This window comes from Vreelandella salicampi, assembly GCF_013415105.1.
Taxonomy (GTDB): domain Bacteria; phylum Pseudomonadota; class Gammaproteobacteria; order Pseudomonadales; family Halomonadaceae; genus Vreelandella; species Vreelandella salicampi.
The window spans coordinates 38,919-55,317 of record NZ_JACCDF010000010.1; the positions used below are offsets into that span (position 1 = coordinate 38,919).

The following is a 16,399-nucleotide window of genomic DNA, read 5'->3' on the forward strand; positions in this document are numbered from 1 at the left end:
GACCCCTGCAAGGAGGCCACGTCATGAGTCACGATTTACATGAGTCGCTGCGCGATAATGTGCGCATTCTCGGCGATAGCTTAGGCCGAACCATCGCCGATGATTTAGGGCAATCCTTCGTGGATAAAATCGAAGCGATCCGTGCTCACGCCAAGCAGGGGCGCCAGGGGGATTCGCTGCACCAACGCGAGCTGATCGAGTATTTGCGCGAGCTACCCGAGCGCGATCTTTTGCCCGTTACCCGTGCGTTCAATCAGTTTTTGAACCTGGCCAATATTGCCGAGCAGCACTATCGCGCCCGCTTTCGTCACGTAGAGGATTACAAGCCCGGCACCCAACCAGCGCTAGGTGATCTGCTTTCCCGCGCTAAGCAGGCCGGCAATTCGCCGCGCAAACTGGTGGAAACACTCGCCACTATGCGCGTGGAATTAGTGCTTACCGCACACCCGACCGAAGTCATTCGTCGCACGCTGATTCAAAAATACGATGCCATTGATGATTGCTTGACCGCTATCGAAAACTCGGAGGATTACCCCGAGCGCGGCACGCGCGCCGAAGGGCGTTTGGAAGAGCTGATCAGCCAGGCATGGCACACCGATGAAATCCGTCACGAGCGCCCCACGCCGGTGGATGAAGCCAAGTGGGGCTTTGCCGTAATCGAAAACTCGCTATGGCGAGCGGTGCCCGATTTCCATCGTGATCTGGATAACCTGCTGGTGGAAACCGCTGGCGAGCGCCTGCCGCTGGATGCCGCGCCGATTCGCTTTGCTTCATGGATGGGTGGGGATCGCGATGGCAACCCCAACGTTACCGCCAAGGTCACCAGTGAAGTGTTGCTGTTAGGCCGCTGGATGGCGGCGGATCTTTATCTGCGCGACTTGGAGCAGCTTAAAACCGAGCTCTCGATGTGGAAAGCCAATAGCGCACTTAAAGCCGACGTGGGCGACGTGCCCGAGCCTTACCGAGAGCTATTAAAGCGGTTGTTGGCCCGCGTTGAAGCCACCCGCGATTGGGCCAAGGCCCGACTCGAAGGGCGTAGCTTCGAGGGTGGTCCGATTATCGAAACCCGCGATCAACTCTACGCGCCGCTTTTAGCTTGCTATCGCTCGCTGTGCGATGTTGGGCTCGATACCATCGCAAACGGCGCGTTATTGGATACCTTGCGCCGGGTCGCGGTGTTTGGCGTCACCCTCACCAAGCTTGATTTGCGCCAGGAGGCGAGCCGCCACGCGCAGGTGATGGAGGAGCTCACCGAGGCGTTGGGGCTTGGTCACTACCAGCAGTGGGATGAAGCGCAGCGTCAGCGCTTTTTGCTTGATGAGCTTGATTCACAGCGGCCGTTGATTCCGCGTCGCTGGGAATGCTCCGCCGAGTCTCGCGAGGCGTTAGATACGTTCAAGGTCATCGCCCAAGAGCATTGCGAAGCGCTCGGCACCTATATTATTTCCATGGCGGCAGAGCCCTCTGATGTGCTCACTGTTGCCCTGCTGATGAAGGAGGTCGGCGGAAATGTCGCCCTGCCCATTGCACCATTGTTTGAAACCCTCAATGACCTTGACCACGCCAGCGGTGTGATTGACCAGCTACTGTCGCTACCTGGTTATCGAGCGCTCATTAGTGATCGTCAGGAAGTGATGATCGGTTATTCGGACTCAGCCAAAGACGCCGGGCAACTTGCCGCGGCTTGGGCGCAGTATCGTGCTCAAGAAGCGTTGGTCAACGTCTGCGAACAGCATGGCGTGGATTTGACACTCTTTCACGGTCGCGGTGGCACGGTCGGACGCGGTGGCGGCCCAGCACACGCTGCGATTCTTTCTCAGCCACCGGGCTCGGTAAACGGCAGCCTGCGGGTGACCGAGCAGGGCGAGATGATTCGTTTTAAGTTTGGTCAGCCCGATATCGCGCTGCGCTCGATGGAGATTTATGCCTGTGCGGTGCTCGAAGCGACGCTGCTGCCGCCGCCGGCACCCGAGCCACACTGGCGTGAAGAGATGGATCAGCTTGCGGACATCGCCCATGCCGCCTACGTCAAAGTGGTGCGCGAAGACCCCGACTTTGTGCCCTATTTTCGCTCGGTTACGCCGGAAGGCGTGCTGGGGAGGTTGCCCCTGGGCTCGCGGCCGACCAAGCGCCGCCAAGACGGCGGTGTGGAAACCTTAAGGGCCATCCCTTGGATTTTTGCCTGGACGCAGATTCGCCTGATGCTGCCGGCGTGGTTGGGCAGCGGGGAGGCTTTTTCCCGGCGTTTGGAGCAGCCCGGCGGACGCGAAGTACTGCAAGAGATGCGCAATCAGTGGCCTTTCTTTGGCACATATTTGGATATGCTGGAGATGCTGCTGGCCAAGGCGGATGTGGGCATTGCGGCCTATTACGAGCACCGTTTGGTGGATGAGCCGTCACTTAAAGCGCTGGGCAAAAAGCTGCGCGAGCGTTTCGAGAGCCTGGAAGGAGCCGTGTTAGAAGTGTTGCAGCAGGAAGCGCTTTTGGAGAACACCCCGTTGATTCGCCAGGCGATCGATGTACGCAACCCTTATATCGATCCACTGCATGGGTTACAGGCGGAGCTTTTGCAGCGTAATCGCGATGCCGATGGGGCGATCAGTGCCGATCTTTCCCGTGCGCTAATGGTGACCATGGCAGGGATTGCCGCCGGGCTGCGCAATACCGGGTAACGTGTCAGTTAACGCTTAATTTAAAAAGGTAAGTGCAGGGAAGCACTTAGCTGGTTTAAGTGGCTAAGCGTTGGTGCGTCGATGCGTTCATACTCTAGCCGACTGATCAGACGATTCACCCGAACGCTGGCGCCGACCCCATGCAGCATTGACGTGCCGCTGTCATCAACGCCTTTCGGGGAGTGGGTTTCACCGCGCCACTCCGTTAAGCCTGATTTCGCATAAATGCTAAAGGTGCCCATGCGCATGCCTGCGACTAAGGCACCGCCTAGACTCATGGTATTCATAAGCATCGAATCGACGCCCGATGCGATAGGAACTTCGTCGCTTTCTCGATAGGCAATTTCGGCACCGATATCAATCTGGGGTAAGTACCAAGGCGTAAAGCCGGCGGTGATGCGAAACCCCGACGAATACGCATCTAGCCCACTGAGGTCACTGCCTTCGAGAATCACACCGTTTTCCAGTTGGAGCAGCTCGCTGTCGGGGGCGGTGTACGCTAATGGCGACGCTGGGTAGCTGTCGTATTCATCATCGTTTGCATGGCTCGCGCTTAGCGGCAAGAGACAACAAAATAGGCTGGTAGCGATGCGTTTCACGTTGATGGCTCCAAGTGCGTACCGGGTGACGCACAGCGACAATCCAATAAATTAGGACGCTTTATTTGATTACCAGAATATCAGCCTAGCAACTCGCTTCGATTTCGACCACTTTAATTGCCTCATCCGCCAAGTTGGCCACCAGGTTTTTGCCCATGGTGAGAAAGCGCTCGCCAAATACCAGTTGCGGAGAGAGCAGCGCTTGGCGCTGGGTTTGCGTCTCTTTCTCGCGCTGGTGCTTTCGCCAGGCAAGCGCATCTTCGCTCCAATCGTTAAAGTGATTCAGGTAAAACCCTGCCTCGTGCAGCTGTGCTTTGAGCGAGGCGGCACTTTCCAAGTGCGAGTGAGCGGCATCTGAGGCCCAAGGCACCGGATAGCGCATCGCGAGCGCGTTGGGACCGCTGACAACTTCATGCATGACCAAACGGCCTTCGGGACGTAACACTCGACGACACTCACGCAGCACCGCCGGGCCGTCGGGCATGTTGAGAAAACTGTGTTGGAACAGCACCGCGTCCACGCTGGCAGTGGCGAAAGGCAGGTGGGTGGCATCGCCGGTGACGCACTGTGCCCGCTTTTCTAATCCGGAAAGCTCAGAAAGCCCTTGGTTTAAGCGATTAAACCCGTGAGTAATATCCAGCCCCACCAGCACAAACCCTAACTCGGCTGCCTGGCGCATCAGCCCGCCAGCACCGGCGCCGATATCCAGCACGCGTGGGTGGGTTTCGGCATTGAGCAGGCCGATCAGCCGGGCAGACGCCTTAACCCCGCCAATGTGCAGTTGATCAAGCGGGGCAAGCTCAAAAAACGTGGGGCCAGAAGGGAAGTGCTCGGCTACCCGGCCGAGCACTTCCTCCACGCTTAAATGTTGCTGGTAGTGATGAGAAAGCGTTGTCACTTCTCAAGCCCTAGCTCTTCGATAGAGATTTCGCGCATCTTGAACTTCTGAATTTTGCCGGTCACCGTCATCGGGAATTCATCGACAAACTTGAAGTAGCGCGGGATTTTGAAGTGGGTAATCTTGCCTTTGCAGAACTCGCGCAGCTCTTCGTCGGTTACGTCTTGCTTGCCGTTCAGCTTGACCCAGGCAATCAACTCTTCGCCGTATTTCTTGTCCGGCACGCCGGTAACCTGCACTTCCGATACGCCAGGGTGGGTGTAGAGGAACTCCTCAATCTCTTTGGGATAGACGTTCTCGCCGCCGCGAATCACCATGTCTTTGATGCGGCCAACGATTTGCACGTAGCCTTCGTCGTCCATGGTGGCCAAATCGCCGGTGTGCATCCAGCCCGCTTCATCGATGGCTTCCTCGGTCGCCTTTTCGTTGTTCCAGTACTTGAGCATCACGCTATAGCCGCGGGTGCAGAGCTCGCCAATTTCGCCACGCGGAAGAATACCGCCGCTACCCGGGTCGACAATTTTGCTTTCCAAGTGAGGCTGCGTACGCCCCACGGTAGAAACGCGTTTATCGATGCTGTCGTCAGCGCCAGTCTGCGTTGAAACCGGGCTGGTTTCGGTCATGCCGTAGGCAATCTGTACGCCTTTCATGTTCATCTTATCGATGACCTGCCTCATGACCTCCGCCGGGCAAATAGAGCCGGCCATGATGCCGGTGCGCAGGCTAGAAAGATCCAAGCTTGAGAAATCCGGGTGATCGAGCTCGGCGATAAACATGGTCGGCACGCCGTAAAGGGCGGTCGCGCGTTGCGAGTGAACGGCCTTTAGCACCGATTCTGGGTCAAAACCCTCGCCGGGATAAATCATTGCCGCGCCGTGGGTCACACAGCCAAGATTGCCCATCACCATGCCGAAGCAGTGGTAAAGCGGCACCGGAATGACAAGGCGGTCTTCGCTGGTGAAGCCCATGCTTTCGGCGACAAAAAAGCCGTTGTTGAGAATGTTGTGGTGCGAAAGTGTCGCGCCTTTAGGGAAGCCCGTGGTGCCTGAGGTGTACTGAATGTTGATCGGGTCGTCGAACTGCAGCGTGGCTTGCAGGTCGTCCACGTCGGTTTGGCTAATCTGGTTGGCCTGATCGAGCAGGTCCTGCCAGCGCCACATGCCGTCGTACTTCTCGGTGCTTAAGTTGATCACCCCTTCAAGCTCCGGCAGCTTTTTCGATTTCAGCTTACCTTCGGCGCTGGCTTTAAGCTCCGGCGCGAGCTCAACGAGCATGCCGCGGTAGTCAGAGGATTTGAAACTATCGGCGGTGATCAAAAAACGCGCGCCGGATTGATTCAACGCGTACTCAAGCTCATGGGTACGGTAAGCCGGGTTGATGTTGACCAGAATCGCGCCGATCTTGGCGGTAGCGAACTGGGTGAGCGTCCACTCGCTGCAGTTGGGCGCCCAAATAGCCACGCGGTCGCCAGCTTGTACGCCCAGCGCGAGTAGGCCACGCGCCACACGGTTAACCTCTTCCTGTAGCTGCTGATAGGTCCAGTGGATGTCCTGGTGTAGTACGATCAGGGCGTCGTTATCCGGGTATTGGGCGACAATCTCGTCGAACTTATCGCCGATGGTCATACCCAGCAGCGGTTTATCCGCCGTGCTGCTGGTATAGCTGGGTAGAATGGGCGCGTGTGGTTGTGAAGCCATGAGTGTCTCTCCAACGTATTGTTGTCTTCGTAATGCTGTCTTAGAAAGCTGCTGTTGTCCGCCTAACGTTCGTTGCGTCGTTTTTTATTATGGTCGCTGTATCTTCTCGGGCTCTGCCTACTGGCGGCAGCCTATGGCTAACGCGACCTTGGAACTCGGCGTGCGGCCAAGTTCGGCGGTGATCCAGTAGCCGGTATCGATGACGGCTTGTAGGTCGATACCCGTCTCAATGCCTAGCCCTTTGAGCAGATAAAGCACGTCTTCAGTGGCGACGTTGCCCGAGGCGCCTTTGGCGTAAGGGCAGCCGCCAAGACCAGCGGTCGAGGCGTCGATCACGCTTACCCCCTCTTCCAGCACGGCGTAGAGATTGGCCAGCGCCTGCCCGTAAGTATCGTGAAAATGCGCCGCTAAACATTCCATGGGTACCTCGCGGCTTACGGCGTCTATCATGCGCTTGGCGGCCAGTGGCGTCCCTACGCCGATGGTATCGCCCAGGGAGATTTCATAGCAGCCCATGTCATACAGCGCTTTAGCCACGGCTGCGACCTTGGTTGGGGCAATCTCGCCTTCGTAGGGGCAGCCGAGCACGCAGGAAACGTAGCCACGCACACGTAAACCGGCGCCGCGGGCGCGCGCTAGTACCGGTTCAAATCGCTCAAGCGATTCGCTCACCGAGCAGTTGATGTTTTTCTGCGAAAACGCCTCCGAGGCCGCACCGAACACCGCGACTTCATCCGCCTTGGCTTCTAGGGCGTTTTCCAGGCCCTTTAGGTTGGGGGTGAGTGCGGAGTACACCACGCCAGAGTGGCGGCTGATGCCGGTCATGACCTCGCTGGCATCGCCCATTTGCGGCACCCACTTGGGCGAGACAAAACTCGCCGCTTCGATGTGGGACATACCGGCTTTTGCCAGGCGCTCGATCAGCTCGATTTTGGTACGCGTGGGCACCGGCGTGCCGGGCTCGTTTTGCAGCCCGTCACGCGGTGACATTTCAAAAAGCCGTACGGAAGAGGGCAGTGTCATGGTTGATCTCCTTACGCGTCGGCGGCGAAGTCCAAGAGCACATCGCCCTGGCCAACGGTATCGCCAGCGGCGAAGTGGAATGTCTCAACAAAGCCATCTGCAGGCGCGGTCATGGTGTGCTCCATCTTCATCGCTTCCATCACCATCAGCGGCATGCCTTTTTCGACGCGCTGTTCCGGGGCGACCAGAAGCGTTACCACAGTGCCGTGCATTGGCGCGGTGAGCGTGGATTCCGCCTCGTGGTGGCCGTGGTCGATGGCATCGATGCGCCGCCAGAATAGCCGCGTTTCGCCCGCCGGGTCAGACAGCACCACCACGTGGCCGTCGCGGCGCGCCTGCAGGCGACGACGATGGCCGTTGAGCGTGACCGCGACCGCGTCGCCATCGAGCTGCTGAAGCCGGGCGGTCAGGGTCTCTCCATCCACGTTGCCGCCGTGAAGCGTTAAGTTCCACGGGTCGGCGTCACTCTCGCGGGTGCCTTCCACGACGACTACGGCGTCGCTATCGACCTCCTGTACGCGTGCCGGATCGCAAAGGGCAATGCGAATGGTGTGCGGGGCGTTCAGGCGGAAACCGTCGTGACGGTCCCAAGGCGAGTCGCTTTCGCATTCGCGGGCGAGCTGGCCAAGGCCAATCAGCGCCGCGCTGGCATACTCTTCCAGGCGGTACACTTTGGGTGCAAACAGGGTCGCTTCGTTGCGTTCGATAAAACGCGTGTCGAGTTCAAGGTTTTTGAAGCCGGGGTGTGTGGCCAAGCGCTGCAAGAACGCCCGGTTGGTCACCACGCCCTGCACATCCAGCGCGGCCAGCGCGCGGTTGAGGGTAGCGAGCGCCGCATCGCGGTCGACGCCGTGAACAATCAATTTGGCGAGCATGGGGTCGTAGTGCATGGAGACCACATCACCGCTTTCGACCCCGCTATCCAAACGCACTTGGTCGGGCGTTAAGCCAGCGCCGGCCAAATCCAGCGCGAAGCGTTCAAGTGTACCGGTAGCGGGCAGGAAGTCTTGCTCGGGGTCTTCGGCATAAAGACGCGCCTCAAAGCTGTGACCAGTGATGGTAAGCGCTTCCTGGTTCAGCGGAAGCGGCTCGCCCATGGCCACACGCAGCTGCCACTCGACCAGATCTTGCCCGGTGATCATTTCGGTGACCGGGTGTTCGACCTGTAGGCGCGTGTTCATCTCCATAAAGTAGAACGAGCCGTCGGCATCCAACAGGAACTCGACCGTACCCGCGCCCACATAGTGGATCTCTTGGGCAGCGCGAACGGCCGCTTCGCCCATTTCGCGGCGCAGCTCGGGCGTCATGCCCGGCGCGGGTGCTTCTTCGAGGACTTTTTGGTGGCGGCGCTGTACCGAGCAGTCGCGCTCGAAGAGATAAACGCCGTTGCCGTGAGAATCGCAGAAGACTTGCACTTCGACGTGACGCGGCTGAACGAGGTACTTCTCGATCAGCATACGGTCATCGCCAAAGGCCGCTTTGGACTCGCGACGGCAGCCGTCGAGCGCGGCTTGGAAGGCCTCGGTGGATTCGACCACGCGCATGCCTTTACCGCCACCACCGGCGCTGGCTTTGAGCATCACCGGGTAGCCGATTTTATCGGCTTCGGCGCGCAGTAAGTCGTCATCCTGATCGTCGCCGTGGTAGCCCGGTACCAGCGGTACGCCAGCGTTGTGCATCCGCGCTTTGGCAGAGGACTTGTCGCCCATCGCGGCGATTGCCGAGGCGGGCGGGCCGACAAAGGTAATGCCCGCCGCATCAAGGGCGTTGACGAAAGCGCCGTTTTCGGAAAGAAAGCCGTAACCGGGGTGAATCGCGCCGCTGCCGGTACGTTTGGCCGCTTCAATCACGGCATCGACTTTTAGATAGCTCTCCCGCGCGGCGGCCGGCCCCAAGCGCACGGCTTCATCGGCTTCGCGCACGTGGCGGGCGTTGGCGTCGGCGTCCGAATAGACCGCGACAGTTTTCAGCCCCATGCGGCGAGCGGTGCGCATAACGCGGCAAGCGATTTCGCCACGGTTGGCGATCAGTAGGGTGTCGAACTTGTTCACTTTAGTGGTCATGAACGGGGCTCCGTGGCGTTGTTGTTGTGTGCAGCCCAGCCTTGTTCCGTCCAGGCCGGGCGGCGTTTGTCGAAAAAGCTGGCCAAGCCCTCTTGCCCCTCGTCGCTTACCCGCAGGCGCGCAATCACCTGGCAAGTATGCTCACGGGTGGCCTCAGCGTCGGGCGCTTTGGCGACACTGGCCAGCAGTGCCTTGGTGGCGCGTTGGGCCTGCGGGGAGCCTCCCAGTAACGTGGTCAGCATTGCGTCAACCGCAACGTCGAGCTCTTCCGCTGCGACGACTTGGTGCGCGAGGCCAAGCGCCAAGGCAGTGGGGGCGTCCATAACTTCAGCGGTCAGCGAGTAACGGCGCATTTGACGCTCGCCAAGGGCGCGCTGCACGTAAGGACTGATGACGGCAGGGGATAAGCCGATCTTGACCTCTGAGAGGCAGAACTTGGCCTTCTCGGAGGCGACCACGACATCGCAGCATGCCGCCAGCCCTACCGCGCCACCAAAAGCCGCACCCTGGACGCGGCAAACACTGGGGCAGGGCAGGCTGTCGAGCCCGTGCATGAGTTTTGCCAGCTTGCGTGAATCGGCGAGGTTATCATCGAGGTCGTAATCGACCATACGCTTCATCCAGTTAAGGTCCGCCCCCGCTGAGAAGCTTTTGCCTTCCGAGCCCAGTACCACCGCGCGCACCTCGCCCTGGTTTGCCAAGGTGTGCAGCTCATCGAGGTGGGCGTTGAGCTCGGCAATCAAGTGGTCGTCGAAGGCGTTGTGAACGTCCGGGCGGTTGAGCGTCAGCCAAGCAACGCCGTTGGCATCGATGCCAAGAGATGAGAAAGCCATGGTTTGCTCCTTACATCCGGAACACGCCGAAGCGTGTCTCTTCGATTTCGGCATTCATCGCGGCGGCAAGCGAAAGCCCCAACACGTCGCGGGTTTGGGCCGGATCGATCACACCGTCATCCCACAGTCGTGCGCTGGCGTAGTAGGGGTGGCCTTGGTGCTCGTACTGCTCGCGCGTGGGCTGTTTGAAGGCTTCCTCGTCCGCTTGACTCCACTCGCGGCCTTCGCGCTCGATCTGTTCGCGTTTGACCTGAGCGAGGACACCCGCCGCCTGTTCGCCGCCCATTACGGAAATACGCGCGTTGGGCCACATAAATAATAGGTTCGGGTCATAGGCGCGACCGCACATGCCGTAGTTGCCGGCGCCGAAGCTGCCGCCGATCAGCACGGTGAACTTGGGTACCTTGGCGCAGGCCACCGCAGTGACCAGTTTGGCGCCGTGCTTGGCGATGCCTTCGTGCTCGTACTTGGAGCCGACCATAAAGCCGGTGATGTTTTGCAAAAAGATCAGCGGGATTTTGCGCTGAGCGCAAAGCTCAATAAAGTGCGCGCCTTTGACGGCGGATTCGGAAAACAGCACGCCATTGTTGGCAACGATACCCACCGGGTAGCCGTGAATATGGGCAAAGCCGGTGACCAGCGTATCGCCGTAGTAGCGTTTGAATTCGTCAAAGTCGGAGTCATCGACCGTGCGGGCGATGACTTCGCGCACGTCATAGGGCTTTTTCAGATCGGTGCCGACGATGCCGTAAAGCTCACTGGGATCGAGCTTGGGCGGTTTGGGCGCCTGCATGTTGAGCTCGCCGCGCTTTTGCCAATTCAGGCGTGAGACGCACGCGCGTGCCAGTTGCAGGGCGTGGGCATCGTTTTCGGCGTAATGATCGGCCACACCGCTTTTTTTGGCGTGAACGTCGGCGCCACCGAGATCTTCCGCGCTGATGGATTCACCGGTGGCGGCTTTTACCAACGGCGGGCCGCCGAGGAAAATCGTGCCTTGCTCTTTGACGATGATCGACTCGTCCGCCATGGCCGGCACGTAGGCGCCGCCGGCGGTACAGGAGCCCATTACCACGGCGATCTGCGGGATGCCTTCGGCAGACATCGTCGCTTGGTTGTAGAAGATGCGCCCGAAGTGGTCGCGGTCGGGGAAGACTTCATCCTGGCGCGGCAAAAAGGCGCCGCCCGAATCGACCAGGTAAATACACGGCAAGCGGTGCTTGCGGGCGATGTCTTGGGCGCGGATGTGCTTTTTCACCGTCATCGGGAAGTAGGTGCCACCCTTGACGGTGGCGTCATTGGCGACAATCACGCACTCCACGCCGGAGACGCGACCAATGCCCGTGACCACGCCCGCAGCAGGCACGTCAGATTCGTAAACGTTGTGCGCGGCCAGCGCGGAAAACTCCAAGAAAGGCGAGCCTTCGTCGATCAGGTGATCAATGCGGTCGCGGACAAAAAGCTTGCCGCGCGACTCGTGCCGGGTGCGCGCTTTCTCACCGCCGCCCTGGCTGATGGCGGCGGTGAGTTCGCGAAGTTTCATCACTTCGCCGCGCATCGCTTTTTCGTTGGCCTGAAAAACGTCGCTTCTGGGATTCACTTGTGTGGTTAGCGTACTCATCGTGACACCCTTACTTGGACTCATTGAAGAGTTCGCGGCCAATCAGCATACGGCGAATCTCGCTGGTGCCGGCGCCGATTTCGTAAAGTTTGGCGTCGCGCAACAAGCGTCCGGTGGGGTACTCGTTGATATAGCCGTTGCCGCCCAGCAGCTGAATGGCATCGAGCGCCACTTGAGTGGCTTTTTCGGCACAGTAGAGGATGACGCCGGCAGCGTCTTTGCGCGAGGTTTGGCCGCGGTCACAGGCGCCAGCTACCGCGTAGAGGTAAGCGCGGCAGGCGTTCATGGTGGTGTACATATCGGCGATTTTGCCCTGCACCAGCTGGAATTCGCCAATTGACTGGTTGAACTGCTTGCGTTCGTGAATGTAGGGCAATACGACGTCCATGGCGGCCTGCATAATGCCAATGGGACCTGCCGCTAGCACGGTGCGCTCGTAATCCAAGCCACTCATCAAAACGCGCACGCCTTTGCCGACGTCGCCCAACACGTTTTCCGCGGGGACTTCGCAATCCTGGAACACCAGCTCACACGTGTTGGAGCCGCGCATGCCCAGCTTGTCGAGTTTTTGCGCGGTGGAGAAGCCCGGCATGCCTTTTTCAATGATGAACGCGGTAATGCCTTTTGAGCCGGCGTCCGGGTCGGTTTTGGCGTAAACCACCAGAACATCGGCATCCGGGCCGTTGGTGATCCACATTTTGTTGCCGTTGAGGATGTACTTGTCGCCCTCTTTACGCGCTCGCAGCTGCATGGAAACAACGTCCGACCCAGCGCCTGGTTCTGACATCGCCAGCGCACCGACGTGCTCGCCGCTAATTAACTTGGGCAGGTACTTGCTCTTCTGCTCAGGGCTTGCGTTGATCTTTAGCTGATTAACGCAAAGGTTAGAGTGCGCGCCGTAAGACAGCGCGACAGACGCGCTGGCCCGGGAGATCTCTTCCATGGCGATGCAGTGGGCGAGATACCCCATACCGCTGCCGCCATCCTCTTCTGAGACGGTAATGCCCAACAGGCCCATGTCGCCGAATTTCTGCCACAGGTCATTGGGAAATTCGTTTTTTTCGTCGATTTCAGCGGCGCGCGGGGCGATCTCGTCGCGAGCAAAGGCGTTGACCTGCTCACGCAGCATGTTGAGTTCATCGTCCAGGCCGTAGTTGAGTTCTGAGTAGTGGGTAAACATGGTCAATCACCTTTGCGAAGATTGTTGGTTGATAGGCGTGTTAATGCATGGTGGCGGAGCTGGAGGAGCGTTTCGTGCTGGCTGTTTTGGTTTTATCCATTGAGCGCTCTTCCTCTTCTAGTTTTTGGTGAAGCTCCTCGAGTGCTTGGCGGCAACGAATTTCGGCACTCTCTAGTTCTAGCTGCACCATGGTGATGTCTTTCATCTGCTGCTCTAAGGCGGCGCGGCGTTCACCTATTTTGCTCAGCATGAGATGCAGCTGTTTTTCACTACCGCTGCGCGTCTCATCCCATAGCTCAAACAGCTCGCGGATTTCCGCCAGAGAAAAACCCAAGCGCTTGCCACGAAGCGTTAATTTAAGCCGCACGCGGTCCTTGCTGCTGTAGACACGTGTTTGCCCGCGCCGCGAGGGGTGCAGAAGCTCTTGGTCTTCATAAAAGCGAATGCTGCGAGTGGTGACGTCAAATTCGTTGGCCAGTTCGCTAATAGAGTAGGTTTTGCACATAATGATGTTTCTCGCGATAGGGGAGATGTCCCTATGGAACATTGTCAACGAGGCTAAAACAAGTTCACGTTAACGTAAAGTGCTAATCATGTAAGGTTGACTTGCGTTGAAAGTCGGTAACTCTCTGATTTTTAAATCTATAGAGCGACTTATCAATGCGCTTTATCATTTAGATAGACCAAAGTTCTAATTGTCACACCCCCTCAAGCGTTGCTAGTTTGCACCTACACCTTACGTTCAGGTAAGGGCTGAGCGCCGACATGCGAATAACTCTCGGTCGGTGAAAAGTCAGCACAATAACAACAAAGAGGCTTGTTACTTTATGAGTGCAGACGAAGCTCGTGAGACAGACGCTCGTGGAGCCTTTGTCCTCGAAACCCGAGGGCTGACAAAAGAATTCCGTGGCTTCACCGCGGTAGATGACGTCAACCTTCAGGTGCAGGAAGGGCATATCCATGCCCTTATCGGCCCTAACGGTGCCGGTAAAACAACGGTATTCAATCTGCTCACTAAATTTTTGCCGCCGACACGTGGCGAAATTCTTTATCGTGGCAAACCCATCACCAACATGAAATCCAACGAGATTGCACGGATGGGGTTGGTGCGCTCTTTTCAGATCTCGGCGGTGTTTGCTCACATGACGGCGCTCGAAAACGTACGCGTCGCGCTACAACGTGAATTAGGCACGTCGTTTCATTTTTGGAAATCAGAAAAAACCCTCGATCACCTGAATGAGCGAGCGCTTGAGCTTCTAGAGGAAGTTGGGCTGCGCGAGTATGCCGATACGTTAACGGTCGAGATGCCTTATGGGCGTAAGCGGGCGTTAGAGGTGGCGACGACGCTGGCGCTGGACCCGATCATGATGCTGCTCGACGAGCCGACCCAGGGCATGGGCGCGGAAGATGTGGATCGCATTGTGGAATTGATTAAGCGCGTCTCCAAGGGCCGTACGGTACTCATGGTCGAACATAACCTGAGTGTGGTGAGTCGCTTGTGTGATCGCATTACCGTGCTAGCGCGCGGCTCAGTATTGGCAGAAGGCGATTACGACAGTGTCTCGCGCAACCCGCTAGTGCGCGAAGCCTATATGGGCAGCGACGCCGCTGAAGAAGAGGAAGCGCAAGCATGAATACCGCCGAGCAATTAACCCCAGAGCAGCTAGACGCCACGCGGCCGCAAAGTGCAGAGATGTTGCGGGTGCAAGATCTGCACGCCTTTTATGGTGAGTCGCATATCCTGCACGGCGTGGATTTTGATGTGAAGCGCGGCGAGTTGGTGACGTTACTGGGCCGCAACGGCTCGGGGCGTAGCACCACGCTTAAGTCGATCATGAATATGGTCGGGCGTCGTACCGGTTCGATCATGGTCAACGGCAACGAAACCCTCGGCATGAAGCCGCACCATATCCCGCGTTTAGGGATTGGCTACTGCCCCGAAGAACGCGGCATTTTCGCTAGCCTTGATGTCCACGAAAACCTACTACTGCCGCCAACGGTGCGTTCTGACGGAATGTCGTTGGATGAAATTTACGCCATGTTTCCCAACCTCTATGAGCGGCGTAAAAGCCAGGGCACCCGTCTTTCCGGTGGTGAGCAGCAAATGCTGGCCATGGCGCGTATTTTGCGCACCGGCGCGCGTATTTTGTTGCTGGATGAAATCACCGAAGGGTTGGCGCCGGTAATTGTGCAGAAGCTCGGTGAAGTGCTGATGATGCTTAAAGAACGCGGCATGACCATCGTATTGGTGGAGCAGAACTTTCGCTTTGCTGCCCCGCTAGCTGATCGCCATTACGTCATGGATCACGGGCAAATCGTTGAAGAGATTACGGCGGCGCAACTGCCAGCTCGGCGTGAACATCTCAACTCCATGTTAGGGGTTTAGCGCTGTAAGTAAAAAAGCTGCCCACGCAGCTAATTCGTAAGAGCGCAATTCGTAAGAGCGCAGAGGGCGTGCCGATCCGGCAAAACAGCTTAATGCGTCGCAATACAACAACAAATACCCATACGGGTAGGAGACGAGCATGACTTTCATCAAAAAAACACTAACCACCAGCATCGCGCTTGCCGCAGCGTCTACATTCGCCGTTAGCGCGGCTCAGGCACAGATGAGCGATGACGAAGTGCGTATTGGCTACTTGGCCGATATGTCGGGCACGTATCGTGATCTTGCCGGCCCCGGCGGTCTGGAAGCCATGCAAATGGCCATTGAAGATTTCGGTGGCAGCGTTAATGGCGCACCCATCGAAGTATTGAGTGCCGATGATCGCAATAGCGCTGATGTCGGCGCCAATACCGTACGTGCGTGGATCGACCGCGATAACGTCGACATGATCGGCGGCCTAGTGGCGTCGTCGGTATCCATTGCGGTCACCAAGGTGGTTGAGGAAAACGACGGTCTCGCCATCGTGTCGGGGTCGGCAGCCTCTAGCATTACCAACGAGCACTGCACGCCGAACCACATACACTACGTCTATGACACGTATCCGCTGGCTAACGGTACCGCCAAAGCGGTCGTCGAGCAGGGCGGTGATACGTGGTTTATGTTGACCGCCGACTACGCATTTGGCCATGCACTCGAAGGTGATGTGACCAAGGTAGTGGAAGAAAACGGCGGCGAGATTGTGGGCACGATTCGCCACCCATTCCCCACCAATGACTTCTCTTCCTACATTCTGCAGGCGCAAGGGTCTGGCGCGAAGATCGTGGGGCTTGCCAATGCCGGCTCGGATACGGTCAATGCCATCACCACCGCTAGCCAGTTTGGCTTGACGCAATCTGGTCAGCAGTTGGCCGGCCTGTTGATCTTCCTTAACGACGTGCACGCACTGGGGCTGCAGGCGACGCAAAACCTGCTGCTGACCACCGGCTGGTACTGGGACATGGATGACCAGGCGCGCGAATGGTCAGATCGCTACTTCGACCGCGTTGGCGCACGCCCGACCATGGTGCAAGCGGGCATCTACTCCAGCACCATGCACTACCTCAAAGCGGTAGACGCGGCAGGTACCGATGACCCTGAAGTGGTTCGCGCTCAGATGGCGGAAGAGCCGATCAATGACTTCTTCGCCCGTAACGGTCAGATCCGTGAAGACGGTCGTATGATCCACGATATGTACCTAGCGCAGGTGAAAACGCCGGAAGAGTCCACGGGTGAATGGGATCTGTACGAAATCCTGAGCACCATTCCTGCCGAAGAAGCCTACCGTCCGCTGTCTGAAAGCCAGTGCGACCTGGTGCAGAACTAAGCCGGAAAGCCATTCATAAGTCATAAGTAAAAGGGAGGCGGTAAAGGTCTGTTGGCCTTACTGCCCC

The 16,399-nt window shown here is 58.0% G+C and carries 13 protein-coding genes; 4 read left to right on the forward strand and 9 right to left on the reverse strand.

Translation table 11 applies throughout. The annotated features are described in order from the left end of the window. Positions 1–23: 23 nt before the first annotated feature. Complete coding sequence (gene ppc / locus HZS81_RS11770) at positions 24–2,672, forward strand: phosphoenolpyruvate carboxylase (protein ID WP_179930760.1); 2,649 nt, start codon at positions 24–26, stop codon at positions 2,670–2,672. 20 nt (positions 2,673–2,692) lie between these two features. On the opposite strand, the gene HZS81_RS11775 is transcribed toward ppc, so the two are convergent. The 9 genes from HZS81_RS11775 to HZS81_RS11815 all read right to left on the reverse strand — a co-directional run bounded on the left by HZS81_RS11775 (position 2,693) and on the right by HZS81_RS11815 (position 13,088). Then, entirely contained in the window at positions 2,693–3,271 is a 579-nt protein-coding gene (locus HZS81_RS11775; protein ID WP_338401855.1) for a hypothetical protein, read from the reverse strand. A gap of 85 nt (positions 3,272–3,356) precedes the next feature. Further along, positions 3,357–4,169 carry a methyltransferase domain-containing protein gene (locus HZS81_RS11780; RefSeq protein WP_179930761.1) on the reverse strand — a complete coding sequence of 271 codons (813 nt, stop codon included), beginning with the start codon at positions 4,167–4,169 and terminating at the stop codon, positions 3,357–3,359. Then, a complete protein-coding gene (locus HZS81_RS11785) occupies positions 4,166–5,866 on the reverse strand; it encodes an AMP-binding protein (RefSeq protein WP_179930762.1) in 1,701 nt (566 codons plus the stop codon). Before HZS81_RS11785 ends, HZS81_RS11780 begins: the two co-directional genes overlap by 4 nt. Before the next feature lie 117 nt (positions 5,867–5,983). Next, positions 5,984–6,889, reverse strand: coding sequence for a hydroxymethylglutaryl-CoA lyase (locus HZS81_RS11790; protein ID WP_179930763.1), 906 nt, complete (start codon positions 6,887–6,889; stop codon positions 5,984–5,986). An 11-nt stretch (positions 6,890–6,900) separates the two neighbouring features. After that, positions 6,901–8,952 (reverse strand): acetyl/propionyl/methylcrotonyl-CoA carboxylase subunit alpha, encoded by a 2,052-nt coding sequence (locus HZS81_RS11795; protein ID WP_179930764.1) that lies wholly within the window; start codon positions 8,950–8,952, stop codon positions 6,901–6,903. Further along, the gene (locus HZS81_RS11800) at positions 8,949–9,785 is read right to left on the reverse strand and encodes an enoyl-CoA hydratase/isomerase family protein (protein WP_179930765.1); all 837 of its coding nucleotides are present in this window, start codon (positions 9,783–9,785) and stop codon (positions 8,949–8,951) included. Before HZS81_RS11800 ends, HZS81_RS11795 begins: the two co-directional genes overlap by 4 nt. Positions 9,786–9,795: 10 nt before the next feature. Then, on the reverse strand, positions 9,796–11,403 hold the full coding sequence (locus tag HZS81_RS11805; RefSeq protein ID WP_179930766.1) for a carboxyl transferase domain-containing protein: 1,608 nt from the start codon (positions 11,401–11,403) through the stop codon (positions 9,796–9,798). 10 nt (positions 11,404–11,413) lie between these two features. Further along, the gene (locus tag HZS81_RS11810) at positions 11,414–12,583 is read right to left on the reverse strand and encodes an isovaleryl-CoA dehydrogenase (RefSeq protein ID WP_179930767.1); all 1,170 of its coding nucleotides are present in this window, start codon (positions 12,581–12,583) and stop codon (positions 11,414–11,416) included. A 40-nt stretch (positions 12,584–12,623) separates the two neighbouring features. Next, complete coding sequence (locus HZS81_RS11815) at positions 12,624–13,088, reverse strand: MerR family transcriptional regulator (protein WP_179930768.1); 465 nt, start codon at positions 13,086–13,088, stop codon at positions 12,624–12,626. Positions 13,089–13,410: 322 nt separating this feature from the next. Between HZS81_RS11815 and HZS81_RS11820 the strand changes: the two genes are divergently transcribed. From HZS81_RS11820 to HZS81_RS11830, 3 genes are all read left to right on the forward strand, one after another. Next, positions 13,411–14,217, forward strand: coding sequence for an ABC transporter ATP-binding protein (locus HZS81_RS11820; protein ID WP_179930769.1), 807 nt, complete (start codon positions 13,411–13,413; stop codon positions 14,215–14,217). Then, complete coding sequence (locus tag HZS81_RS11825) at positions 14,214–14,969, forward strand: ABC transporter ATP-binding protein (protein WP_206679551.1); 756 nt, start codon at positions 14,214–14,216, stop codon at positions 14,967–14,969. Before HZS81_RS11820 ends, HZS81_RS11825 begins: the two co-directional genes overlap by 4 nt. A gap of 139 nt (positions 14,970–15,108) precedes the next feature. Next, positions 15,109–16,332, forward strand: a complete 1,224-nt coding sequence (locus tag HZS81_RS11830) for an ABC transporter substrate-binding protein (protein WP_179930770.1) — start codon at positions 15,109–15,111, stop codon at positions 16,330–16,332. Positions 16,333–16,399 lie beyond the last annotated feature (67 nt).

Coding starts and splice junctions, on each gene's coding strand:
- ppc (WP_179930760.1), top strand. CDS start 24: ATGAGTCACGATTTACATGAGTCGCTGCGCGATAATGTGCGCATTCTC.
- HZS81_RS11785 (WP_179930762.1), bottom strand. CDS start 5,866: ATGGCTTCACAACCACACGCGCCCATTCTACCCAGCTATACCAGCAGC.
- HZS81_RS11790 (WP_179930763.1), bottom strand. CDS start 6,889: ATGACACTGCCCTCTTCCGTACGGCTTTTTGAAATGTCACCGCGTGAC.
- HZS81_RS11795 (WP_179930764.1), bottom strand. CDS start 8,952: ATGACCACTAAAGTGAACAAGTTCGACACCCTACTGATCGCCAACCGT.
- HZS81_RS11800 (WP_179930765.1), bottom strand. CDS start 9,785: ATGGCTTTCTCATCTCTTGGCATCGATGCCAACGGCGTTGCTTGGCTG.
- HZS81_RS11805 (WP_179930766.1), bottom strand. CDS start 11,403: ATGAGTACGCTAACCACACAAGTGAATCCCAGAAGCGACGTTTTTCAG.
- HZS81_RS11810 (WP_179930767.1), bottom strand. CDS start 12,583: ATGTTTACCCACTACTCAGAACTCAACTACGGCCTGGACGATGAACTC.
- HZS81_RS11815 (WP_179930768.1), bottom strand. CDS start 13,088: ATGTGCAAAACCTACTCTATTAGCGAACTGGCCAACGAATTTGACGTC.
- HZS81_RS11820 (WP_179930769.1), top strand. CDS start 13,411: ATGAGTGCAGACGAAGCTCGTGAGACAGACGCTCGTGGAGCCTTTGTC.
- HZS81_RS11825 (WP_206679551.1), top strand. CDS start 14,214: ATGAATACCGCCGAGCAATTAACCCCAGAGCAGCTAGACGCCACGCGG.
- HZS81_RS11830 (WP_179930770.1), top strand. CDS start 15,109: ATGACTTTCATCAAAAAAACACTAACCACCAGCATCGCGCTTGCCGCA.